Raw genomic sequence first — 23,535 nt, 5'->3', positions numbered from 1 at the left:
GTTTTTTTAAACAGCACACATGACAAAAGTCACAAAAAAGAAAAAATTATTTCTGCCGATTTTGTAACAATTTAGCCAAATTAATGGCCTCTACCAGCTGCGCGCGGTTCACTCGCGGCGAGTTGGCATCCAGTAAGGTTTGCCACAGCGACACGGCTTGCGCATAATCCGCCTGCATAAACGCATCCGCCGCCAGCAGCATCTGCGCGGTCACTTCTGTCGCATCCAGCGCTAACGCTTTATTAATCATTTCACGCGTCGCAGGCGTCATATGTTGCCCGGCCTGGTAATACAGCACCGTTGCCAGCGCGGCGAAAAGCTGCGCGTTATCGCCTCGCAGACGCAACGCCTGACGATATGCCAGCAGCGCATTGTCATACGCATTGCGATAGAGATAATACTCGCCCAGCCGCGCCCATTGCTCGCTATCCTGCGGATTGGCGCGGATTTTTTCTTGCAGCCTGGAAAGCTGCGCCTCTGGCGTTTGCGGGTTCGTAAAGTCACGTAGCGGATCGGCCAGACGCTGTTGCTCGCTACGCACAGCCTGCCATTTCGGCGTCAACAGATAGCCGCCGACACAGGCAGCCACCATCAACACCGCCGCAGCCGCCAGACGCTTTACGGGCATGGGACGTAACGGCGCAGTGGAGTGTTCAGACTGGCTCATTGTTCCCCCTCTTCTGCGTGCTGACGCTTTCTCACCCGCCAGGCCACCACGCCCACCAGCAATAACAGCAGGTACGGCAGCGCCCACAACAGCAGCGTTTGCTCATTCAACGGCGGGTTGTAGCGTACGAAATCACCATAACGGTCGGTCATCCAGGCGGTGATTTCCGCTTCGCTTTTACCTTCGGCCACCATGCTGTAAACCTGATGGCGCATACTGACCGCCACGGGCGCATTGGATTCCAGCAAATTCTGGTTCTGACACTGCGGACAGCGCAGTTGACCGGCAATAGACAGCGCTTTTTCCTGCTGTTGCGGATTGTCAAAGCGCCAGGTATCCACCACCTGGGCGTGGGTGCTAAAAGGCAGAAAAATCAGAAAAGCCACAAGTAACATCGTCTTGCCGGATGGCGGCGTAAACGCCTTATCCGGCCTACCATGCTTTTCACTCGTAGGCCTGATAAGCGCAGCGCCATCAGGCAATAACTCAGGATGCTTCCTCCCCCGCCATCCGCTCAGCAGCGCGCCACACACCATCAACAATCCCCCACCCCAGATCCAGCGCACGCCGGTCTGCACGTATAAGCGCATGGCGTAACGATCCGGTCCGGTTTTTTCGCCCATCACCGCGTACCAGTCATGTAGCAGGTTCCAGTGAATCCCCGGCTCCATCATCTGTTGACGACGCGCGGCATAGAAGCGCCTTTCAGGCTGCAGGCTGCCAATGCGTTTTTCATTTCGCCACAACGTGATCCGCGCTTTTTCACTGGTGTAGTTGCCTTTGGCTTCCAGATCCAGACGCTCAAAGCGGAAAATGTAGCCCGCCAGTACCACCTGCTGACCGGGGCTGAGGTTAAGGCTGATTTCATGCCGACTGCCGCTGGAAACCATGATCCCGGCGGCGAAGATAAATACGCCCGTATGCGCCAGCAACGCCGGAAGCTGACAACGCACAGAGACTTTGCGGCTTCTGATTGTCGCCAGTACGATAACCACCAGCATCAGCAGGCCAAACGGCAGCGTGACGCGATTAAAATAGGGCGCGCCCACCGAAAGCCTTCCCCAGCCCATCAAACCATAAATCATGGGGTAGAGCGTCCCGATTAGTACGATCAACAAGACGGCGCTAAAGAGCAGCAGCGTCGCCAGAATGAGCGTTTCACACTTTCCGCCGCCCAAACGCGTCGCCGGATACGGCTCCCGCGCCCGCCAGCCGTACAGAGCAAGCGATGCCAGACTTAACGCGGCAAAAAGGGTAAACAGCGGCACCGCGCGCACGTTATCCAGCGCAAAGGCATGTACCGAAACAAGAATGCCGGAACGCACAATCAGCGTTCCCAGCAACGAGAGGATCAGCGTCAGTATCGCCAGCAGCAACGACCAGTGGCGGAAGCCCCCGCGCTGGCGGCTGACATACAAACTGTGCAGCAACGCGCTGGCGGCAAGCCACGGCAACAATGAGGCATTTTCCACCGGGTCCCAGAACCACCAGCCGCCCCAGCCCAGTTCGCAATACGCCCACCACGATCCGAGAATGATTCCCAGCGTCAGAGCGCACCAGCCGGCTAACGCCCAGCGCCAGCAAACCCAGGCGGTTGCGGCGTTAAAGCCGCCGCACAGTAGCGAAGCCAGCGCTACGCTCGCCGCGGTCATCAGGCCGCCATAACCCAGATAGAGCAGCGGCGGATGTAAGATCAGCCCCAAATGTTGCAGCATGGGATTAAGGTCGCGCCCTTCCATGGCGGGAGGGAAAATACGCAGGAACGGATCGGACCACTGCACAATAAATAGCAGCAGCGAGGCCATAATGAGGGACAAGATGCTCAGGGTCAGCGGAAAAAGCGCGTCAGATTCATGCCGGGAGCGCCAGGCGAATAGCGCCGTCCACCCCGAAAGAAGCAGCGCCCACAGCAGGAGAGAGCCTTCATGACCGCCCCATACCGCCGCCAGTTTCAGTCCCCATGACAATTGACTATGGCTATGCTGCGCAACATAAACGACCGAAAAATCGCTGGTCAGAAAACAGCTAACCAGAATCGCAAACGCCAGTAGCAGCAGCGTGAACGCCGTCCACGCGCCGCAGGTCGTCAGGCGCATGACGCCGCGCCAGTGCTGCCCCATCCCGCACCACGTCGCCAGCGGGGTCAACACGTTGACCCCGAGACTCAACAACAGCGCCAGAAATCCGGCTTCAGGAAGGAAGATGTCCAGATTATGCAACCGTTAGCTGTCCCGCATAAAGAATGAAAAAGCGCAGCAACAGCACGCCGGTCAAACTGGCGCCGCAAACGGCCAGCACGCCGTGAAACGTGACGCTACGATTTGCCCAGGGTTTCAGCAGCAGCGGGATAATCAATCCCAGCCCTACGACGCCAAGCCAGAACCACCAGCTCCAGAATCCGCCGCCCAGCGCCGCCGCCAGCGCGCGCATTTTGCCGTCATCGCCCAGCGCCAGACCGACGAAGAACGCCGCCAGCAGGAAAATTTCCAGCCATACCACCGGAACCTCCATGCGATGCACAAAGCGCTCTTCAGTGCTGTGCGGGTTGCTACGATGGCGTAACGCCATGGCGATCAGCGCCACCGCCGCGCCGGAGGAAATCCCGGAGAACAGAAACAGCGCCGGCAGGATCGGGTTATTCAGGAACGGATAGGATTTCAGCGCCGACAGCAGAAACCCGGTGTACGCCCCGAGCAGAACCGCCAGTACCAGCATTAACGTCTCCAGCGCGCGATGAAACGGCGTTATTAGCGCCAACACTTTCTGCACGATCTCTAACCGCGGCAGCCAACGCTGTTGCAGGGCAATCACCTCTTTTTCAAAGATTTTCGCCAGCCACAGCACTAACACCACCATGTACAACTGGAACAGCATCACCCCCATCGACATCACCGAGGTAAAGCTGTAGTGGAACATCAGCTTCCAGAAGGTCCACGGGCGCGTCAGGTGGAAGACCAGAATCAGCAGACCAAGAATAATCGCCCCCGGCCCTAACACCAGCGTGGTGCGCAGCAGCGTGCTGTCCGAACCACCCGCCTCCGGATGGAAGCGGCGCAGCAGAATCGCCAACGTAACCAGTCCGGCGGAGATGCCAATCAGAAACAGATAGATGGCGATGGGCCAGTCCCACACCAGTGATGCAAAATGAAATGCAGAAGCGGATGTCATTGGCTCACCTCCCCATAGTTAAAGGGAACGCGGTAGACCTTCGGTTTTGTGCCCAGCGCCAGCTTGTAACGATAGGTGGTTTTCTGCCGCAACAAACGGGAAATATCGCTGTTGGGATCGTCCAGATTACCAAACGTCAGCGCCTTCGTCGGGCATGACTCAACGCAGGCGGGCTGTTTGCCCGCTTTCAGGTTGGTTTTCCGGCAGAAATCGCATTTATCCGCCGTCTTACTGACCGGATGGATAAAGCGCACGCGGTAGGGACACGCGGCAATGCAGTACTGGCAGCCGACGCAAAGGTCCGGGTTCACGTCGACAATACCGCTGGCGGCATCGCGGAATGATGCGCCGGTCGGGCAGACGTCAACGCAGGGGGCATGGTCGCAATGCTGGCACGAGTGGCGGAAGAAGCGATATTTCACATCAGGAAACGTCCCCTGCGGCTCGCTGCGAATAATCGTCAGGCGCGATACGCCGTCCGGCACGTTGTTGACTTCCCGACAGGCATCCATGCAGGCCGTACAGCCGATGCATAATGACTCATCGTGTACCATACCGTAACGCACGCCGTTAATATTCAACGTGTTCGCTACAACGCGTCCTGCCATCCCACCGATCGCCGCCAGCGCGCCGACGCGGGTAATAAATTGACGTCGGGTGCAACTCATGGCTGCTCCTTAAGCAACGGAACGGACGCCGGGTTAAAGTGCGGGTTAGTACGCTGATCGCTGTGACAATCCACGCATATTTTGATCCGCCCTTTCTCGCTTAGCGTCTGCATCGTGTCTTGCTGCGGATGCAGGGAATGGCAACTGGCGCAGGTCACTTTAGTAACATGAACATCGTGCGGCCAGAACGCTTTTTGCAGTTGTTCAGGCAAGTGGCAGGACATACAGACGCTGTTCTGTTGCTCTACCGTATACATCGGGTCGTTAAAACGCATCACATCTTTCACCCCTTCACGGTGGTGAAGCGACGGTTGACCGTGGCAGTTGGTACAGGTTATCGGCAATTTATTGTTCGGGTTGATAGCGCCCGTATGTTTACCGTGCATACCTTCGGTGTCCGGCTTGTGACAGTCCAGACAGGCAGCATCCGGATTACGCTGCTGGGTGACCGTCCAGCGTTGATCCGACTCCTGCGGCGTTGGCGTGGCAGTGATTCCACTCAGGCTCCAGAACAGGCCTGACGCCAGCACCCCAGCAGTTAATAACGAACGTAATACGCTCATATTCACTCCATTACATAATGCCTGATGGCGCGCAGCTTTAAGGCCTACAAGACTTCTGTAGGCCGGATAAAGCGCTTGCGCTGTCATCCGGCAAATTTGTCACATGTGAGGTTATTGGCTTAACAGACCGTTTTTACGCGCCTGATCTTCCCACTGCGGTACGACCGTTTTCAGGAAGTCCTGCTTCTCCGCGTTGATTTGTTGCATATTCAAACCAATCGCTTTCTGCGCCTTCTCTTTCGTCGAAATATCCGGCAGCGGAATTTCATGGGTAATGCCTTTGGTCGCCAGCAGTCGCGCCAGTTTAGTACGGGCATCCGCGGCTTTATCCATCGCACTGCCTAACATCCGTAGACCTTCTTCCGGGGCATGCATATGAATACCGTGTGACGCAATCGCCAGATCCCAACGCCACTGCGCGTGGCGAATATCGTTCAGAATCGGTTTCATTTCCGCGTCTGTCGCCCCCGCATCCCATGCGGCTTTCGCTTCGAAGTGCGCATGTACCAGCTGATCTTCAACCTTGATTTTCAGGTCATGAATCGCCTGTTTACGCTCGGCGACCACTTTTTGCAGGGACGCTTTGTCCTGGGTGTGGCAGTTGGCGCAGGTTTGCGCGAAATTGTCGAACGGGTTGCCGATTTTATGGTCGGTGTAGAGCTTGCCTTCGGCGTTCTGTACTTTCGGCATGTGGCAGTCGATACAGGTCACGTTGTTCTTACCGTGAATGCCCGCGCTCCAGGTTTCATATTCCGGGTGCTGCGCTTTGAGCATTGGGGTTTTCGACAGCGAGTTAGTCCAGTCAGAGAAGGCGATGGCGTCGTAGTATTGCTCCATATTTTCGACCTTCATGCCTTCATCCCACGGGAACTTAACGGCTTTGTTTTTACCGTCAAAGTAGTACTCCACGTGGCACTGACCGCAGACCATCGATTGCTGATCAAATCGTCCCGCTTTATCAAACGGTTTGCCGATAGCCTCCATCGCCCGTTCAGCATAGGGGCGCGACAACGTTAACGCTGGCTTCCCCTGGGCGAAATCGTCCGACGCGGTGTTATGACAGTCGGCACAGCCCAAATCGTTGACAATTTCCGGGCCGCCGCGCGCCCATTTGCCATGGAAGTAGCCGTCTTCGCCTTCTTGTTGGATAAGGCGCGCGACATCAGGGCTTTTACAGCTCCAGCAGGCCATCGGCAACGGGCCGTCTTCCGCCGTTTTTGGCGCGCCGGTACGCAGCGTTTCGCGCACGTCAGTTACCGCATACGCGTGGCCGCGTGGTTTGTTGTAGTCACGGGAGAAGGGATAGCCCGCCCACAGGATCACCAGACGAGGGTCTTCCGCCAGCGCATCTTCACGGGCAGACTGTTCTGACGTCGCTTTCCATGACTGATATTGGTCGGGGTGTTGAGGCGCGAACGTTTCATTTTTCGCTTCAACAGTAACGGTTTTTGCGGATACAGGCGTTTGCTCAGCGTAAACAGAGGTAATGAAGAAAAAAGGAAATATAAGGCTGAAGAAACGGCGTGCGCGTAGTGTTTTCCTTGCCATAGAGCTCTCATCCAGATTGCGCCATTATCTTTAATGGCGATTTTTTATCGTTTTCCATAACAGCAACCGCACAAATACTGTTATTACATTGATCTCCTCTATGTGTAACAAATAACCACACTTAAAATGTTGTCTTTAATCAATTGTAAGTGTATGTAAAATACCACTTTAGAGTTAGCAACCTGGACAAAACTCCCTCTCTTTTCTGATTTCCGGACACGGATCACTTTTTTAAAAAATTTCATATAACGTCATGTTATCCCGAAAATTTATCTAATTTTGCGGGACACAATCAAAAAATAGATTGCTGCTTATTTGCACAGTTCCCTTTTTGCGTGATCTGTCGCCCAAATACTAAACAAAACTTATTAAGACCCTACATTTAACGTTTATGCGACATATTATTAACATCCTACAAGGAGAACAACAGCATGAGCCAAACACATAAACACGCCATTCCCGCCAACATTGCGGATCGTTGCCTGATAAATCCAGAGCAGTATGAGACTAAATATAAACAGTCTATTAACGACCCCGATACGTTTTGGGGCGAACAGGGAAAAATTCTCGATTGGATCACGCCGTACCAAAAAGTGAAAAACACCTCCTTTGCGCCAGGCAATGTGTCGATTAAATGGTACGAGGACGGCACGCTGAATCTGGCGGCGAACTGTCTTGACCGCCATTTGCAGGAAAATGGCGATCGCACCGCCATTATCTGGGAAGGCGATGACGCGTCGCAGAGTAAACATATCTCTTATCGCGAACTGCATCGCGATGTCTGCCGTTTCGCGAATACGCTGCTGGATCTGGGCATTAAAAAAGGCGATGTGGTAGCGATTTATATGCCGATGGTGCCGGAAGCGGCGGTGGCAATGTTGGCCTGCGCCCGCATCGGTGCGGTGCATTCGGTGATCTTCGGGGGCTTCTCGCCGGAAGCCGTCGCCGGACGCATTATCGACTCCAGCTCGCGGCTGGTGATCACCGCTGACGAAGGTGTACGTGCCGGACGCAGTATCCCGCTGAAAAAGAATGTCGATGACGCGCTGAAAAACCCGAATGTCACTAGCGTTGAGCATGTGATCGTCCTGAAGCGCACCGGCAGCGACATTGACTGGCAAGAAGGCCGCGACCTGTGGTGGCGCGATTTGATTGAAAAAGCCAGCCCTGAGCACCAGCCTGAAGCGATGAATGCCGAAGATCCGCTGTTTATCCTTTATACCTCCGGCTCCACCGGCAAGCCGAAAGGCGTGCTGCACACCACCGGCGGCTATCTGGTCTACGCCGCGACCACCTTTAAGTATGTCTTTGATTATCACCCTGGCGATATTTACTGGTGTACCGCCGATGTGGGTTGGGTGACGGGGCACAGCTATCTGTTGTATGGCCCGCTGGCCTGCGGCGCGACCACCTTAATGTTTGAAGGCGTGCCGAATTGGCCAACGCCCGCTCGCATGTGCCAGGTGGTCGACAAACACCAGGTCAACATTCTTTATACCGCCCCGACGGCTATCCGCGCGCTGATGGCGGAAGGCGATAAAGCCATTGAAGGCACCGACCGTTCTTCACTGCGCATTCTGGGTTCCGTCGGCGAGCCGATCAATCCCGAAGCGTGGGAATGGTACTGGAAGAAGATCGGCAAGGAAAAATGTCCGGTCGTCGACACCTGGTGGCAGACTGAAACAGGCGGTTTTATGATCACGCCGCTACCAGGCGCTATCGAACTGAAAGCCGGTTCCGCCACCCGTCCTTTCTTTGGCGTACAGCCTGCGCTGGTGGATAACGAAGGCCATCCGCAAGAAGGCGCGACGGAAGGCAATCTGGTCATCACCGATTCCTGGCCGGGCCAGGCGCGCACTCTGTTCGGCGATCATGAACGTTTTGAGCAGACCTATTTCTCTACCTTTAAGAATATGTATTTCAGCGGCGACGGCGCTCGTCGCGATGAAGACGGCTATTACTGGATCACCGGTCGCGTGGATGACGTGTTAAACGTCTCCGGCCACCGTCTGGGTACGGCGGAAATCGAATCGGCGCTGGTGGCGCATCCGAAGATCGCCGAAGCGGCGGTGGTGGGTATTCCACACGCTATCAAAGGCCAGGCGATTTACGCTTATGTGACGCTCAACCACGGCGAGGAGCCGTCGCCAGAACTGTACGCGGAGGTGCGCAACTGGGTACGTAAAGAGATTGGCCCACTGGCGACGCCGGACGTGCTGCACTGGACCGACTCACTGCCAAAAACCCGTTCCGGCAAAATTATGCGCCGCATTTTGCGCAAAATCGCGGCGGGCGATACCAGCAATCTGGGCGATACCTCGACTCTCGCCGATCCTGGCGTGGTGGAGAAACTGCTCGAAGAGAAGCAGGCCATCGCGATGCCGTCATAACCATAAATGCCGGATGGCAACGCGAACGCGTTTTATCCGGCCTACGACCCTACCCCTGCCCTCTCTCAAACCGGGAGAGGGAAATATAAAAAACCCTCCCCCAAAGGATTTCGTGTTACAGGAAGGCGGCAAGCGAGCACACCCTCAGCAGCATAGTTCACTATGTGGCTGGGGCGCGCGAGTGCGGCCAACGCGCCTGTAGCGCGAAAGACGCAGGGGGACCTCTGGAGAGCTCTGTGATGAATGACCAAATTTATCAGCGGATAGAAGACAGTGCGCGTTTCAGGGAATTAGTTGAAAAACGGCAACGGTTTGCCACGATTCTGTCGGTTATCATGCTGGCGGTTTATATCAGCTTTATTTTACTGATCGCCTTCGCGCCTGGCTGGCTGGGCACGCCTCTACATGCGGGAACCAGCGTCACCCGAGGAATTCCCATTGGCGTCGGGGTGATTGTGATTTCTTTTGTGTTGACCGGAATTTATATCTGGCGGGCGAACGGCGAATTCGATCGTCTTAATAACGCCGTACTGCATGAGGTGAAAGCATTATGAAGAGAGTTCTGACGGCGCTTGCCGCCGCACTCCCCTTCGCCGCTCATGCGGCGGATGCCATTAGCGGCGCGGTTGAACGCCAGCCCACCAACTGGCAGGCGATTATCATGTTTTTGATTTTCGTCGTGTTTACGCTCGGTATTACCTACTGGGCCTCTAAACGCGTACGTTCCCGTAGCGACTACTACACCGCAGGCGGCAATATCACCGGGTTCCAGAACGGCCTGGCGATTGCCGGCGACTATATGTCCGCCGCGTCATTTCTCGGCATTTCCGCGCTGGTGTTTACCTCCGGTTATGACGGGCTGATCTATTCGCTGGGCTTCCTTGTCGGCTGGCCAATCATCCTGTTTTTGATTGCCGAGCGCCTGCGTAATCTGGGACGTTATACTTTTGCTGACGTTGCCTCTTATCGCCTGAAACAGGGGCCAATCCGTATTCTTTCGGCCTGTGGCTCCCTGGTAGTGGTGGCGCTTTATCTCATCGCCCAAATGGTCGGCGCCGGTAAACTGATTGAACTGCTGTTCGGCCTCAACTATCACATCGCCGTGGTGCTGGTCGGCGTGCTGATGATGATGTACGTGCTGTTCGGCGGGATGCTGGCGACAACGTGGGTGCAAATTATCAAAGCCGTCCTGTTGCTGTTTGGCGCCAGTTTTATGGCCTTTATGGTGATGAAACACGTCGGCTTTAGCTTCAATAATCTGTTTACCGAAGCCATGGCGGTACACCCGAAAGGCACGGCGATTATGAGCCCAGGAGGGTTGGTGCAAGATCCGATTTCGGCGCTGTCGTTGGGTCTGGGGCTGATGTTCGGCACCGCCGGCTTGCCGCATATTCTGATGCGTTTCTTTACGGTCAGCGATGCTCGCGAAGCGCGCAAGAGCGTGTTCTATGCCACCGGTTTTATGGGCTATTTCTACATTCTGACCTTTATTATCGGTTTCGGCGCTATCATGCTGGTGGGGGCGAATCCCGCCTATAAAGATGCGGCGGGCGCGCTGATTGGCGGCAATAACATGGCGGCGGTGCATCTGGCCAACGCGGTAGGCGGCAACCTGTTCCTCGGCTTTATTTCGGCAGTGGCGTTTGCCACCATTCTGGCAGTGGTCGCCGGTCTGACGCTGGCGGGCGCATCGGCGGTGTCGCATGACTTGTACGCCAACGTGTTCCGCAAAGGCGCAACCGAACGTGAAGAGCTGAAGGTGTCGAAAATCACCGTCCTGGTGCTGGGCGTGATCGCCATTATCCTCGGCGTCCTGTTTGAAAATCAGAACATCGCCTTTATGGTGGGCCTGGCGTTTGCTATCGCCGCGAGCTGCAACTTCCCCATCATTCTGCTTTCCATGTACTGGTCAAAACTGACCACGCGCGGCGCTATGCTGGGCGGCTGGTTAGGTTTACTGACAGCGGTGGTGCTGATGATTCTTGGCCCTACCATTTGGGTGCAGATCCTCGGCCACGAAAAAGCGATCTTCCCGTATGAGTATCCGGCGCTGTTCTCTATCAGCGTGGCGTTCCTGGGGATCTGGTTTTTCTCGGCCACCGATAACTCGGCAGAAGGCAACCGTGAACGTGAGCAGTTCCGCGCTCAGTTTATCCGCTCCCAAACGGGATTCGGCGTACAACAAGGGCGTGCGCATTAATCTTACCGTTTCCTCCGGCCCCGTGGGTCGGAGGAAAATCAGAACATCACCCTCGCCACCAGCGGGGCAGCCAGTACCATCACCACGCCGGACAGCATCATTACCAGACTGGCGACGACGCCCTCCTGCTGACCAAGTTCATAGGAACGCGCCGTGCCCGCCCCATGTGACGCCGCGCCGAATCCTGCCCCTTTTGCCATGCCTTCCCGGATAGAGAGACGCAAAAATAGCGCGTCGCCGACCGCCATGCCAAACACGCCAGTGACGACCACGAACAGCGCCACCAGATCTGGCTGCCCGCCCAGGGGTTCTGCCGCCGCCAGCGCAAATGGAGTGGTAACGGAACGTACCGCCAGACTACGCTGAATCTCATCCGATAACGTGAACAGACGCGCCAGCCAAACGGAACTGGTGACCGCCACCACCGTCGCCGTCACTACGCCCGCGGTGAGCGACATCCAGTGACGTTTGATAATCGCGAGGTTATCGTACACCGGCACCGCAAAGGCAATGGTCGCCGGGCCGAGCAGCCACAATAGCCAGTGCGATTCGCCAATATAGTTTTGCCAGGAGATATGACCGAACACCAGCATTAACACCAGCAGTGCCGGCGTCAACACTAATGGCATCAACGGCAGTTTGCGAAAACGACGATACAGGCGCTTATTGGCGAAGTAAATTCCCAGCGTAATCACCAGGCACAGTACGCTTAACTGAACGTTATTCACGGTTTAGCCTGCTCATCTCATAGCGATACACTTTATCCACCACCCACGCCGTCGCGCCGAGTACCATTAAGGTACTGATCGCTATCACCGAGAAAATGCGCCAGCCGTCCACCAGTAACAGATGGGCATAGTTCACTACCGCCACGACGGCGGGAACAAAGAATAACAGCATCTCCGCCAGCAGCCAGCGTGCGCCTGCGCGTACCCAGCTAAGCGGAATAATCCGGCAAACGATCAGCGCCAACATAAGTACCATGCCGACCAGATTCGCGGGCAACGGCAGGTGCAGCCAGGAGACAAGATATTGGGAAAAAATGAATAAACCTGCATAGAGCAGTACCTGAACCGGTACCTGGAGTCGTTGCACAACGGCAGGCGTAACGCGGCTTATCGCCACAGCCATGAGGGAATGTCCTGAAAAATAATACGGAGCGCCAGTATAGAGAACCTCCGTCACGGGCAGAAATGAATTAAAATCATTGCAGGCATAGTCGGAAGGAATAATCATGGATATCAGAACGCTGCGTTATTTTGTCGAGGTGGTGCGCCAGCAAAGTTTCACCCGCGCAGCGGAGAAGTTATTTGTCACCCAGCCCACCATTAGCAAGATGCTGAAAAATCTTGAAGATGAGCTTAACTGTACGCTACTGATCCGCGACGGACGTAAGTTATTGCTGACCGATACCGGACGCGTGGTGTTTGAACGCGGTCTGGCGATCCTCGCTGAGTTTCGCCAGTTAGAGGCCGAGTTGAGCGATATTAACCATCTCAATAAGGGCGTGCTGCGGCTGGGTATTCCCCCGATGGTCGGCATGTTGATGGCCGGGCCAATCAGTTTGTTTCGACAACGCTACCCTGGCGTTGAACTCAAAATTTCGGAGTTTGGCGGCCTGACGGTACAGCAGGCGGTAATGAATGGCGAGCTGGATGTTGCGATGACCGCGCTCCCGGTGGAAGAAGCGAGCGGGCTGACGACGTTATCGCTGTTCAGTCATCCGCTGTGCGTGCTGGTTCCCCGTTCCGGTCAGTGGACAACCTGCGACTCCATCGCGCCTGAAGCTCTGGCGGAGCATCCTCTTCTTATCTATAACGAAGACTTTGCCCTGAGCCGCCAGTTGATGACCTTATTTAGCCAGCATGACGTAAAACCACGGATTGCCGTGCGCAGCGGGCAATGGGATTTTCTCGCCGCCATGGTGCAAGCGGGCGTCGGTATCGCCATTTTGCCGGAGCCAATTTGTCAGCGTCTGGATAAGGCCACGCTGCGCTGGCTGCCGCTGGAAAGCGATCTCCGCTGGCAGTTGGGCATGATTTGGCGCGAGGGCGTGTATCTGTCGCACAGCGCCCGGGCATGGTTAACCTGTTGCGAAGGGTTTTGGCTGAAACAACCGTAAGCCATAGGTTAAAACCCTTGCCGGATGGCGGCGCAAGCACCTTATCCGGCCTACTTGTAGGCCCGATAAGCATGGCGCCACCGGGCCACAAGGACTACTGATTTTCTATCAGTAGCGCTTCCATCAAATCCAGGTCGTGCAGCAGCTTTTGCAATGTTTCATTGCTGATTTCTCGCGTGGCGCGCAGATGATACAACTCGGCGCGCTCGGAACGCAGCGCCGCCAGACGGAAACGTCGCTCCAGGTTTTCTTCCTGTATGGAGCTTTCGACATCGTTTCGCCCATCGGCACGGCGACGCAAGTTACCAATGACACGCGAGCTTACTTCAGTAAGCAACTGATTATCGATGTTTTCTTCGGTATCCGCCGCCAGACGCTCTTCCATTTTCTGAATGGCGACAATTGCCACTTCCGCCGTCGCCGCGCGGGCGATACGCTCCTCTTTCAACTGTTGCGCATGATCGGCGACTTCCAGATGTTGCAACAGCAGCGGCAGCATGATCACGCCGACAAACAACGAGAACAGAATGACGCCAGCCGCCAGGAATACCAGTTCATAACGCGCCGGAAATCCGCTGCCATCCGGCAAAAGTAACGGTATAGAGAGCACACCAGCCAGGGTGATCGCCCCACGAACGCCAGCGAAGGAGGCAATCAGAATTTCACGCGACGTCCAGCTGGCGAACTCCATCGGTTTCTTCTTCAAAAAGCGCAGGCTGAACTTTTTCATGGTCCACAGCCAGCCGAAGCGAACCAGCATCAATGCCGCATAAATCAGCACGATATCGGTAAAGAGCATCCAGGTTTCGACATTCGGGTCAGCTTCCGCCGCCGCCAGCGAAGATTCCAGAATCCCCGGCAGTTGCAGTCCCAACAGCAGAAAGACCATACCGTTAAAGACAAATTCCAGCATCGCCCAGGTACTGTTCGCGCGCAAACGCATTGCCAGCGGCGCGCGGCGCATTACGCCAGAACGGGTGATGGTCATCCCGGCGGCAACCGCGGCCAGGATGCCTGAGACGCCAATATGCTCGGCAATCAGGTAAGACGCGAAGGGCAGCAGAAACAGCAGGACGATTTGCGTCGCGGGTTCATCGCCGCCCCAGCGGCTCAAAAAACGCAGCGAGCGGCCATACAGCCAACTGACCACAAAACCCGCCAGAATACCGCCGATAGCGACCTTAAAAAACTCCAGCGTCGCGCCGCCGACGGTAAAGACCATCGTCCCCATCGCCACCGCGACGGCGAATTTCAGCGATACCAGACCGGAGGCGTCGTTCATTAACGCCTCTCCCTGCAGAATGCCCATGATTTTTTTCGGGATACGCCCCTCGCCCACAATTCCGGAGAGCGCTACCGCATCGGTCGGCGACAGCACGGCGGCCAGCGCAAAGGCGGGGATCAGCGGAATGCCGGGCACCAGCCAATAAATCAGGAAGCCGATTCCCACGACCGTTACCAGGACCAGCGCCAGCGCCAGCCCGAAAATCTCTCGTCCATGCTCAAGAAATTCACGGGTCGGCGTCTTCCAGCCATCCGCAAACAGCAGCGGCGGAATAAACAGCACCAGGAAGAGTTCCGGGTCGAATTCCACATGCAAACCAAACGTCGGCCACGCCAACAGCGCGCCAACGGCGATCTGCATAAGGGGTAAAGGAAGCTGGAAGGGTAATACACGCGTAAATACCCCCGACAGCGAGACCACAAGGGTCATGATGAGTATTGTGAAGAAAATTTCCATGCGTTCCCTGTTTGCGATGTTTTTTATGATGGAGAGAGGCATCATGCCTCGGTTTCACCTTCTTCAGATTAACGCAAAAGGTAACGTGATGTGTCCTGAAAATGAAAACGGGCGACCAACGCCGCCCGTTTTTCAGAATGAAGGCAGAGCTAGATAGCCCAGCCGCCGGCATAAAAAGCGACCAGCGCGACCGCAATGACGACAGTTCCGATATTCAGCTTACGCCATTCACCGGAAACCAGACGCCCGACGACCAGCGTGGCAAAGCCGATCATAATCCCGGTGACGATGTTACAGGTCAGTACAATAAATACGGCCGTTACCAGCCCCGCCATCGCATCGACGAAATCAGCAAAATCGATTTTCGCCACGTTACTCAGCATCAGCAGACCGACATACATGAGCGCCGGGGCAGTTGCATAGACGGGAACGAGATAAGAGAGCGGCGAAAGAAACAGGATCAGCAAAAACAGCACGCCCACGGTAATCGCCGTCAGGCCCGTTTTACCGCCCGCCGCCGTACCGGCCGCAGACTCGATATACACCGCGGCTGGCGCCGCCCCGACCAGGCCGGAGAAAACGCTACTCAGGGAGTCGGTGGTTAGCGCTTTGCCGCCATCGATAATTTGTCCTTCTTTGTCCAGCAGGTTAGCCTGCCCTGCGACCGCACGGATCGTGCCGGTCGCATCAAACACCGCCGTCATCACCAGCGCCAGTACGCTTGGCAGAACGACAGGGTTTAACGCGCCCATAATATCCAGACTGCCAATCAGCGAGTTGCCGTTTTCATCGCTCAACGAAGGCATGGCGAAAATGCCAGAAAAATGGACGTTAGGATCGAAGAGCAAACCCACAATAGAAATGCCAATAATGGTCAACAGAATGCCGCCGGGGACTTTCAGCTTTTCCAGGCCGAGAATAACAGCCAGACCCACAAGCGACATAATCACCGGGAAGGTGTCGAAGTCGCCCAGCGCGACCGGCAGGCCATCCAGCGGGTTTTTAATGACCAGGCCGACGCCGTTGGCGGCAATCAGCAACAAAAACAGGCCAATACCGATACCGGTTCCGTGGGCCACGCCCTGTGGCAAGTTACGCAAAATCCAGCTACGAATGCCGGTGGCGGAGATAACGGTAAACAGTACGCCCATCAGGAATACGGCGCCAAGCGCGACCGGGACGCTAATATGCTGCCCCAGGACCAGGCTAAACGCGGTAAACGCCGTCAACGAGATAGCGCAACCGATAGCCAGCGGCAGATTCGCCCAAAGCCCCATAACGATAGAGCCGACGCCTGCGACCAGGCAGGTCGCTACAAAGACGGCAGCAGGCGGGAACCCGGCTTTACCCAGCATCCCTGGCACCACGATGACGGAGTAAACCATCGCAAGAAACGTGGTTAAGCCAGCAACGACTTCCTGGCGAACGGTGCTCCCGCGTTGTGAAATTTTAAACCAGGCGTCGAGTGAACCGCCGGTACGCGCTGAAGGCGTAGACATAGAAAACATCCCCTGAGAATTTATTATTCGTCGGTATACGTGGGAGGTAATCCACTAACAGCGCAACGTTATCTCCTTGTGCTATATTTACGACAACCGGGGCGCCGCAAAAAAGCAAACGTTTAGCTCCACGTATACAAAACGGGTGGCAAAAAAAAGCAAACGATTATCCAGCGATCATCAACGCTTTTTCAACTGAACTTTGCCGCTTTTTATGCTTTTCTGCTTAATATGCTCAATAAATCGCCAGACGATGCGCAAACGTTATCGTCCCTGCGCAATCCAGCAACAATTTTTCGCATCGCTGTTAGCAAATACGTTGCGCAATCTGCTCACAAAAACGCCATTATCCGCCGGGAATGGTAAACGGACCGCCCTGCTGAATCGCTCGCTGCCAGGCTGGACGCATTTCTACCCGCGCTTTCCATGCGTTGATATGGTCGAGATGAGCGATTCCGCCTCGGGCAAGCAGCGCAAATAGCGGGAAGCTCATCTGGATATCCGCCATACTTAACTGCTCTCCGGCAAACCAGGGGTGATTTGCCAGATGCCCGTCAATAAAGCGCGCATGGGTTTCCAGTTGCGGATTGAGGTACGCTTTTTGCGCGCCCTTACCGATAACGCCGCCCAACGTTCGCAGGCCCAATGGTACCGGCGGTTTACCCAGAGAGGTAAAGAGCAGTCTCATCAATAGCAAGGGCATGAGCGAACCTTCAGCGTAATGTAGCCAGAAGCGATAGTGTTGTTTCCCCTGCGCATCCGCAGGTTTAAAGCGTCCGATACTGTCGTAAGTGTCCTGCAAATATTCCAGGATGGCGCCCGATTCCGCAATAACCATACCGTGATCTTCGATAACCGGAGACTTGCCCAGCGGATGCACTTTTTTCAATGCCGGCGGCGCCAGCATGGTCTTTTCACGCTGGTAACGCACAATCTGGTAAGGCAACGCCAGCTCTTCCAGCGCCCAGAGGATGCGCTGCGAACGAGACTGATTTAAATGGTGCACCGTCAGCATGGCTGTCTCCTGTAAGGTATGCCAACTAACTATAGAAAATTATGGCAGTTGCCGTAAAAATTTCGGCTAAAAAATCAGCATTTCGCTGGCGAACAGGGCGTCGTCGCTTACACTTACAGTATCAACACAAACCGGAACCTCCACCACGTGCTCGATATGAGGGGTGTTGACGTCGGGGGAAACCCTCCTGTAATCAGCGGGATAGAGCGAAAGACAAAGACCGGAAACAAACTAAAGCGCCCTTAGCGGCGCTTTAGTTTTAGGTGAACTCAGCCCGATGGCCGAGTGCATGTTAATCATCTTCAAGCAGCCGGGCGCCCGTCCCGTGTTCGCCAAGCCTGTCGCCTGGATTTCGCAGCGGACAGTCGCTACGCGATAAACAGCCGCAGCCGATACAACCGTCCAGCTCATCGCGCAACGCCACCAGCGTATGAATACGTCGGTCTAACTCTTCGCGCCACTGCGATGAGAGCTGCTTCCACTCTTTCGCGCTTAACGTATGCCCTTCCGGCAAGATACCAAACGCGTCGCCGATAGTTGCCAGCGGGATGCCGATACGCTGGGCGATCTTGATAATCGCGACATAACGCAACACGTCACGCTTGTATCGCCGTTGGTTACCGCTATTACGGATACTGGTAATTAGCCCTTTGCTTTCATAGAAGTGCAGGGCGGACACAGCAACACCGCTACGTTTCGCAACTTCCCCCGGCGTCAGTAAGGCTTTTAAACGGGGAGATTTTTTTTCCATAAATCGCTTTACCTCAAGTTAACTTGAGGAATTATACTCGCCCGCAGACAAAACGACGAATCGAATACTGTTTAAGAGGCAACAATATGTCGCATCAGCAGATAATTCAGACCCTTATCGAATGGATTGATGAACATATCGACCAACCGCTAAACATTGATGTGGTGGCAAAAAAATCGGGCTACTCCAAGTGGTATTTGCAGCGGATGTTTCGTACGGTAACGCATCAAACATTAGGCGAGTATATTCGCCAGCGCCGTCTCCTGTTGGCGGCCGTTGAGCTACGAACGACCGAGCGCCCGATTTTTGATATCGCGATGGACCTGGGCTATGTATCGCAGCAAACCTTCTCGCGTGTATTCCGCCGCGAGTTCGATCGCACTCCCAGCGATTACCGTCACCGCCTGTAGGGCCTCTGCCCGCGTATCGTCAGAGGCGCGGGCGTTTGTTGTAGCCAGGCGATGAATTCCTGCGGTGGTAACGCCTTCGCAAAGTGCCATCCCTGACAATACTGAACGCCGCGTTTTAGCAACCAGCTAACCTGTTCAGCCGTTTCAACCCCCTCAGCAATGATTTTTAGCCGCAAACTTTGCGCCATTTCAATAATATGTTCCACAATCAAATGGCTGGCGCTATTAGTGGTTAGCGTGTCGACAAAAGATTTATCAATTTTTAAAAGGTCGATATTTAATGAGTACAGGTTATGCAAGTTCGAATAGCCGGTACCAAAGTCATCAATTGCCACCTCGTATCCCGCCTGGCGAAACGCCTGAATAATCGGCGTCATTTTAGGCACATCAATAAATCCGCGCTCAGTCACTTCAACCTTTATCTGTTGCGCAAGCACTGAATGCTGACGCGTTTTTTCATGAATCATCACAATTAGTCGGGAAGAGAGAAAATCGGCGGCAGCGAGATTGATAGAGACATAAAGATGCGGGTGCGCGGCCAGAAAACCACCTAAATCATTAAATACCTCTTCGACGACATAATCGGTGATCTGCTCAATCATCCCCTCTTTTTCCGCCAGCGGAATAAATTCGCACGGGCTCATCACCGGACCGTGATAGCCCGGCCAACGCAATAGCGCTTCGGCACCTACACATGTCCCGTTTCGGATATTAATGATCGGCTGATAATGAAGGCAAAGCTGGTGCCTGGTAATGGCCCGTTGCAGCAATCGACGCGGTGAGTAATATGCCTGCCGGGATCGTGACCACATAAATAAGATGATAATGCTACAGATGATCCCTAACGGTAGCGTTAACGTAAGCTGATGAAAGAGGTTCTGGTAAAAGCGTTGCTTTGAGGTTGACACAATCGCGGCAACCGGTCGTTTTGCTGATTTAACCAGAGTATAAAAACGCTCACCCTGTTGGAACACAGGTTCACTCCGTCGTACCAAAGGTAATAGCTGATCAGCCTGCGCCTGTTCACTCAGGGAGAAAAAGGTGTTGGTCACCGTATCATACATTCCCCAGGCCAACGCCGGATCGTCTGACATCACCTCGCTATAAGATAAGGGATTGATAACCGCGACATAGTTTCCCCGCTGCATATATGTCATTTTATAACCGTTGAAAAAAGGCGTATCACGATAGTAATAAATAGCGATGTCAGGCTTTCGTTTATAGTCAGCGCGGGGAATAAAATAAGGACTTGTTGGCGTCATAACCGTAGAGCATAGAAAACGCTGGCCCTTAGCATAAATCAACTCATTAATGTACAAACGACCGCGGATAATATTCAGCATTCGCTGTTGATGGGCTGGCGTACAGGCTTGCCCCTGATATTGTTCAGCGGCATCGCGGGCTAAATCTGCTTGCAGGATAACCCGCTCCGTTTTATCTAATACCGACTGCGCAAATGAATGTAACTGATTTCTGGTTTCAGAGACTGCCCGGATATGAGCAAACCAGATCGCCAGCAATACAGGAAGTAACACCACAATGATCGTTCCGAGAAATCTCAACACCTTGCGTCGTGTGCTTTGACTCATTTTCAGCCTATTTCCCTGCATTATTTGTGACTATTGTTGGCAAAATAAGACGTGAACCAAACGGAGGTTTACGGTGCATGAATTTATCAATATTAGCAACAGACTTTTACCGATCAACATTTACCATTAATAACTACGCGCAATCTCTTTCGCATACCAGGCAGGACACTAAATATTTTTGATAATATCAGATTTATACTCAAGTAAACGATGGGGTATACATCTTTACTCCTTTCTTTTGATAAATAACTTGATATTTTTATCAGGTCTGAATTTCACGAAAAAAAATAAAAGAGTAGTAATAATACATCTTTGCTTTCCGGCAGTTTCTCTACGGACGCACAGAGGTCACACAAAAAATACGGTTATAAAACGCACAAAAAATACATTGCCGATCTGGCGAACAAGCTGGTTTTTGTGATATAGTTCACAAAAACAATGAAATAGAAACAATGTTTCATTCGATGTTGATGTGACGTCCGTCGATAGCCAGAATATCCCATGCTTCCCGGGAGCAACGCCGCGCTGTCCTGGACAAAGGTCTATTCAGAGGAAATGTTTCATGGCTGCCATAACCACTGGTGTCGTTCTTCTCCGTTGGCAACTGCTGAGCGCCGTGCTCATGTTTTTAGCCAGCACGCTCAATATCCGTTTCCGTAAATCAGATTATATTGGTCTGGCGGTGATCAGTAGCGGTCTGGGCGTGGTATCCGCCTGCTGGTTTGCCACCGGTTTACTCGGTATTACCATGATGGATCTCGCTGCGATCTGGCATAACATTGAAGCCGTAATGGTCGAAACGATGAGCCAGACCCCGCCAGAATGGCCGATGGTGCTGACCTGATAGGCTATCGCTGCCGCTGAAGTCGCCCACCGGTTATCTCAACGCGGAATCGCGCGCCAGGGGTAGTCTTGCGCACCATCACGTCCCTCGCATTGCCGTTGATGAGGGCCACCAGGTGTGGTTATCCAAAAATGGCAAGTGGAATAGCCCTAACAGAATCGAGCTAAACTTATTGAAGACGTTGCCGACTCGTTAAATGACAAAAAAGACCCGTTTGTGCAACGGGTCTTTTTTATTAAGCAGTACCACCTGATAACAGCGACAAGCGCTTCTTATTTTACATTAATAATTTATCCGGAGAACAATCACGGATTATTTTTCCACCTTTCATTACCAGGACCCGGTCAAAATACTTTATCAGATATCGACGATGCGTCACCATGATCAACGTTTTCCCATGAATAAACTCATCTAAGTTATCAAAAATTTGCTTCTCGGTATTCTCATCCAGATTTGATGTTGGTTCATCCCATAAAAAGACGCTGGCGTCACTACTCAGACTACGTGCTAATAATAACTGCTGCTGCTGTCCGGATGACAGGTTTTTAGCCATAAAATTCACCGGAAACTTCAGCCCCATAGGATGTTGCAAGATAAAACCACAGTTCGCCAGATGGAGCGCCTTGAGTACCCGGCCCCTGTCGTTTTGCGGTTTTAACGCGAAATTACTTTCAATGGTTCCGGTGAATAAAACATCATGTGTCGTCACCACGCTTAAATGCTGAGAAAAAAAGTTCTGCGATAAATGTCCTAAGTTATATCCATCATATAAGATGGCACCGTCTGTTGGTGAAAGGTAGCCAGATAGCATTCCCAGTAATGAGCTTTTTCCTGCTCCGCATTCGCCTACCACCGCGACACGTTGCCCCGCAGGTATGTCTATAGACAGTCGGTTAATAATCATCGGAGATTGAGCATCATACTGATAACTCACGCCCCGGATAGAGATATCGCCATTGCACTTTGATATTGACTGTAATGCCGGTGTTTTTTCTGCCTGATCTTCATCAAAAAAAGAAAGCAGATCCTTACCGGTTTTTTCTGCTGATAAAATAGAGATTAATGTAGAAGAAAAATTCGAAATGATCCCGGAAATACGACCAGAGACAATGACAGATGAAACAATTGCGCCAGTAGTAACATCACCCTTGATTACCATAAAAAAGGCTATTACCATAATAGTTATTTGGGTAATAGATGACATACTCCCCAATATAGATTGATAGATAAGATTTAATTTCCTTATCTTCAGGTTAAGATACGACTGTTCATTTGATGTATTAACCCAATCAAAAAGTAAACCTTGATTATTTAAGGTATGGATCATTTTAATAGATAAGAAAACTTCTGAGATAAAAATATTCCTGTTCTTCTGTCCTTCTTTTTGTTTGTTCATTAACTCATTAGTATAATGGTGGTTAACGAGGGAAATAATAATAGAGACGATAAACATGGTAACAGGTACAATAACGACCAGACCTAAATTTACATATATAACAATGAGAAATATAATAAATATTGGAATATCGGCTATACGTTGAAAGATCGAGTTTAATAAAACGGGTTTAATTTTCTGAAACTCATTCCATAGCACAAATGCTGATGACATGGATCTGCCATTTTTCTTTTTACTATAAAGTACCGCTTCAAGAAATGCGATATCAATATCGACGTCATCCTGCCTTGCTGTGATAGACTGATAAATATCTTTCGAAGTACGAAGGATAAACTCAAAAACAATAAATACAGCAACAATTATAGCCACGCCAAATAAAGATGAAACCGAAGCACTTGGAACAAGCTTATCATAGAACAGATTACTAAATACTGGGATAGTTAACGCAAAAATTGCCATAAAAAGAGATGAAAAGAAGTATTTAGTATAAAAAATCTTGTTCATCGATAAAGAGTTTTTTATGATATTTTTTACTCTTATACTATCAACAACTTTATTTAAAGGTAGTATACTAAATGCAGATAACTCTTTTAAATATTCATCCTCAACTTCAACATAACAGAGTTCACCACGCGCGTTTACCAACTTTATTTTTTGCCCGCCACTCACACACACCATCCACTTCATTTCTGGTGTTAATAGTAAAATCGGCATAGGCTCATTTAGTAAATCCTCACCATTATTAAATAATATATCCTGTAGAGAAAGCCCTAACGACAAAAAGAAATTCTTCATTTGTATAGAGTCGTCAGTGTTATTTCTGTCGTACTTTTTAAATCTTAAATTTATATCATCCTCTTTGATGTCAATTTTTATGTTGAATTTTTTAGACACTATAGATAATGCCGTTTCCGCACTTAAATAATAAGGTTCTAGTTTTTTATCCATAAGTAAACCCCCTCAC

Annotated in this window: 20 protein-coding genes; 6 read left to right on the top strand and 14 right to left on the bottom strand. The window is 52.5% G+C overall.

Features of this window, described 5'->3' with window-relative positions; all coding sequences use genetic code 11:
* Positions 1 to 46 precede the first annotated feature (46 nt).
* From nrfG to nrfA, 6 genes are all read right to left on the bottom strand, one after another.
* A complete protein-coding gene (gene nrfG / locus ACLJTG_RS14585; RefSeq protein ID WP_000083232.1) occupies positions 47 to 667 on the bottom strand; it encodes a heme lyase NrfEFG subunit NrfG in 621 nt (206 codons plus the stop codon).
* Positions 664 to 2,886 carry a heme lyase NrfEFG subunit NrfEF gene (nrfEF, locus tag ACLJTG_RS14580; protein ID WP_198898281.1) on the bottom strand — a complete coding sequence of 741 codons (2,223 nt, stop codon included), beginning with the start codon at positions 2,884 to 2,886 and terminating at the stop codon, positions 664 to 666. Before nrfEF ends, nrfG begins: the two co-directional genes overlap by 4 nt.
* A complete protein-coding gene (nrfD, locus tag ACLJTG_RS14575; protein WP_023238026.1) occupies positions 2,879 to 3,835 on the bottom strand; it encodes a cytochrome c nitrite reductase subunit NrfD in 957 nt (318 codons plus the stop codon). The genes nrfEF and nrfD overlap by 8 nt, the downstream gene beginning before the upstream one ends.
* Positions 3,832 to 4,503, bottom strand: a complete 672-nt coding sequence (nrfC, locus tag ACLJTG_RS14570) for a cytochrome c nitrite reductase Fe-S protein (RefSeq protein ID WP_052932606.1) — start codon at positions 4,501 to 4,503, stop codon at positions 3,832 to 3,834. The genes nrfD and nrfC overlap by 4 nt, the downstream gene beginning before the upstream one ends.
* Entirely contained in the window at positions 4,500 to 5,066 is a 567-nt protein-coding gene (gene nrfB, locus ACLJTG_RS14565) for a cytochrome c nitrite reductase pentaheme subunit (protein WP_000115065.1), read from the bottom strand. The genes nrfC and nrfB overlap by 4 nt, the downstream gene beginning before the upstream one ends.
* Positions 5,067 to 5,177: 111 nt before the next feature.
* Positions 5,178 to 6,614, bottom strand: a complete 1,437-nt coding sequence (gene nrfA / locus ACLJTG_RS14560; protein ID WP_000101784.1) for an ammonia-forming nitrite reductase cytochrome c552 subunit — start codon at positions 6,612 to 6,614, stop codon at positions 5,178 to 5,180.
* 431 nt (positions 6,615 to 7,045) lie between these two features.
* Between nrfA and acs the strand changes: the two genes are divergently transcribed.
* The 3 genes from acs to actP all read left to right on the top strand — a co-directional run bounded on the left by acs (position 7,046) and on the right by actP (position 11,204).
* Entirely contained in the window at positions 7,046 to 9,004 is a 1,959-nt protein-coding gene (gene acs, locus ACLJTG_RS14555; protein ID WP_000083877.1) for an acetate--CoA ligase, read from the top strand.
* A 239-nt stretch (positions 9,005 to 9,243) separates the two neighbouring features.
* Positions 9,244 to 9,558 carry a DUF485 domain-containing protein gene (locus ACLJTG_RS14550; protein WP_000999620.1) on the top strand — a complete coding sequence of 105 codons (315 nt, stop codon included), beginning with the start codon at positions 9,244 to 9,246 and terminating at the stop codon, positions 9,556 to 9,558.
* The gene (actP, locus tag ACLJTG_RS14545; protein ID WP_000832536.1) at positions 9,555 to 11,204 is read left to right on the top strand and encodes a cation/acetate symporter ActP; all 1,650 of its coding nucleotides are present in this window, start codon (positions 9,555 to 9,557) and stop codon (positions 11,202 to 11,204) included. The genes ACLJTG_RS14550 and actP overlap by 4 nt, the downstream gene beginning before the upstream one ends.
* A 38-nt stretch (positions 11,205 to 11,242) precedes the next feature.
* Here the strand turns inward: actP and ACLJTG_RS14540 are convergent, their stop codons facing one another.
* The gene (locus tag ACLJTG_RS14540; protein WP_001067096.1) at positions 11,243 to 11,932 is read right to left on the bottom strand and encodes an LrgB family protein; all 690 of its coding nucleotides are present in this window, start codon (positions 11,930 to 11,932) and stop codon (positions 11,243 to 11,245) included.
* Entirely contained in the window at positions 11,925 to 12,335 is a 411-nt protein-coding gene (locus ACLJTG_RS14535) for a CidA/LrgA family protein (RefSeq protein WP_000257347.1), read from the bottom strand. Before ACLJTG_RS14535 ends, ACLJTG_RS14540 begins: the two co-directional genes overlap by 8 nt.
* A gap of 103 nt (positions 12,336 to 12,438) precedes the next feature.
* Here ACLJTG_RS14535 and ACLJTG_RS14530 point away from each other — a divergent pair, with 103 nt between their 5' ends.
* The gene (locus ACLJTG_RS14530) at positions 12,439 to 13,326 is read left to right on the top strand and encodes a LysR family transcriptional regulator (RefSeq protein WP_000354962.1); all 888 of its coding nucleotides are present in this window, start codon (positions 12,439 to 12,441) and stop codon (positions 13,324 to 13,326) included.
* A 94-nt stretch (positions 13,327 to 13,420) separates the two neighbouring features.
* Here ACLJTG_RS14530 and ACLJTG_RS14525 read toward each other — a convergent pair whose 3' ends face one another.
* The 4 genes from ACLJTG_RS14525 to soxR all read right to left on the bottom strand — a co-directional run bounded on the left by ACLJTG_RS14525 (position 13,421) and on the right by soxR (position 18,332).
* Entirely contained in the window at positions 13,421 to 15,067 is a 1,647-nt protein-coding gene (locus tag ACLJTG_RS14525) for a Na+/H+ antiporter (RefSeq protein WP_001536604.1), read from the bottom strand.
* Between the two features lie 149 nt (positions 15,068 to 15,216).
* A complete protein-coding gene (ghxP, locus tag ACLJTG_RS14520; protein WP_023236904.1) occupies positions 15,217 to 16,566 on the bottom strand; it encodes a guanine/hypoxanthine transporter GhxP in 1,350 nt (449 codons plus the stop codon).
* 346 nt (positions 16,567 to 16,912) lie between these two features.
* Entirely contained in the window at positions 16,913 to 17,581 is a 669-nt protein-coding gene (locus ACLJTG_RS14515; RefSeq protein WP_000958575.1) for a glutathione S-transferase family protein, read from the bottom strand.
* Between the two features lie 292 nt (positions 17,582 to 17,873).
* A complete protein-coding gene (gene soxR / locus ACLJTG_RS14510) occupies positions 17,874 to 18,332 on the bottom strand; it encodes a redox-sensitive transcriptional activator SoxR (RefSeq protein WP_000412686.1) in 459 nt (152 codons plus the stop codon).
* A gap of 86 nt (positions 18,333 to 18,418) precedes the next feature.
* Here soxR and soxS point away from each other — a divergent pair, with 86 nt between their 5' ends.
* Positions 18,419 to 18,742 carry a superoxide response transcriptional regulator SoxS gene (gene soxS / locus ACLJTG_RS14505; protein ID WP_000019483.1) on the top strand — a complete coding sequence of 108 codons (324 nt, stop codon included), beginning with the start codon at positions 18,419 to 18,421 and terminating at the stop codon, positions 18,740 to 18,742.
* On the opposite strand, the gene ACLJTG_RS14500 is transcribed toward soxS, so the two are convergent.
* A complete protein-coding gene (locus ACLJTG_RS14500) occupies positions 18,730 to 20,331 on the bottom strand; it encodes an EAL domain-containing protein (protein WP_410959012.1) in 1,602 nt (533 codons plus the stop codon). The two genes, soxS and ACLJTG_RS14500, sit on opposite strands and share 13 nt — an antisense overlap.
* A gap of 562 nt (positions 20,332 to 20,893) precedes the next feature.
* Here ACLJTG_RS14500 and ACLJTG_RS14495 point away from each other — a divergent pair.
* Positions 20,894 to 21,175, top strand: a complete 282-nt coding sequence (locus ACLJTG_RS14495; protein ID WP_000719058.1) for a YjcB family protein — start codon at positions 20,894 to 20,896, stop codon at positions 21,173 to 21,175.
* A 277-nt stretch (positions 21,176 to 21,452) separates the two neighbouring features.
* On the opposite strand, the gene siiF is transcribed toward ACLJTG_RS14495, so the two are convergent.
* On the bottom strand, positions 21,453 to 23,519 hold the full coding sequence (gene siiF / locus ACLJTG_RS14490; RefSeq protein ID WP_079951353.1) for an SPI-4 type I secretion system protein SiiF: 2,067 nt from the start codon (positions 23,517 to 23,519) through the stop codon (positions 21,453 to 21,455).
* Positions 23,520 to 23,535: the final 16 nt, after the last annotated feature.

Origin of the sequence: Salmonella sp. SAL00672, assembly GCF_046552175.1 — a bacterium.
In the GTDB taxonomy this organism is placed as follows: Bacteria; Pseudomonadota; Gammaproteobacteria; order Enterobacterales; family Enterobacteriaceae; genus Salmonella; species Salmonella enterica.
The sequence above is the reverse complement of the archived record's forward strand: the minus strand, read 5'-3'. Positions and strand labels throughout refer to the sequence as shown.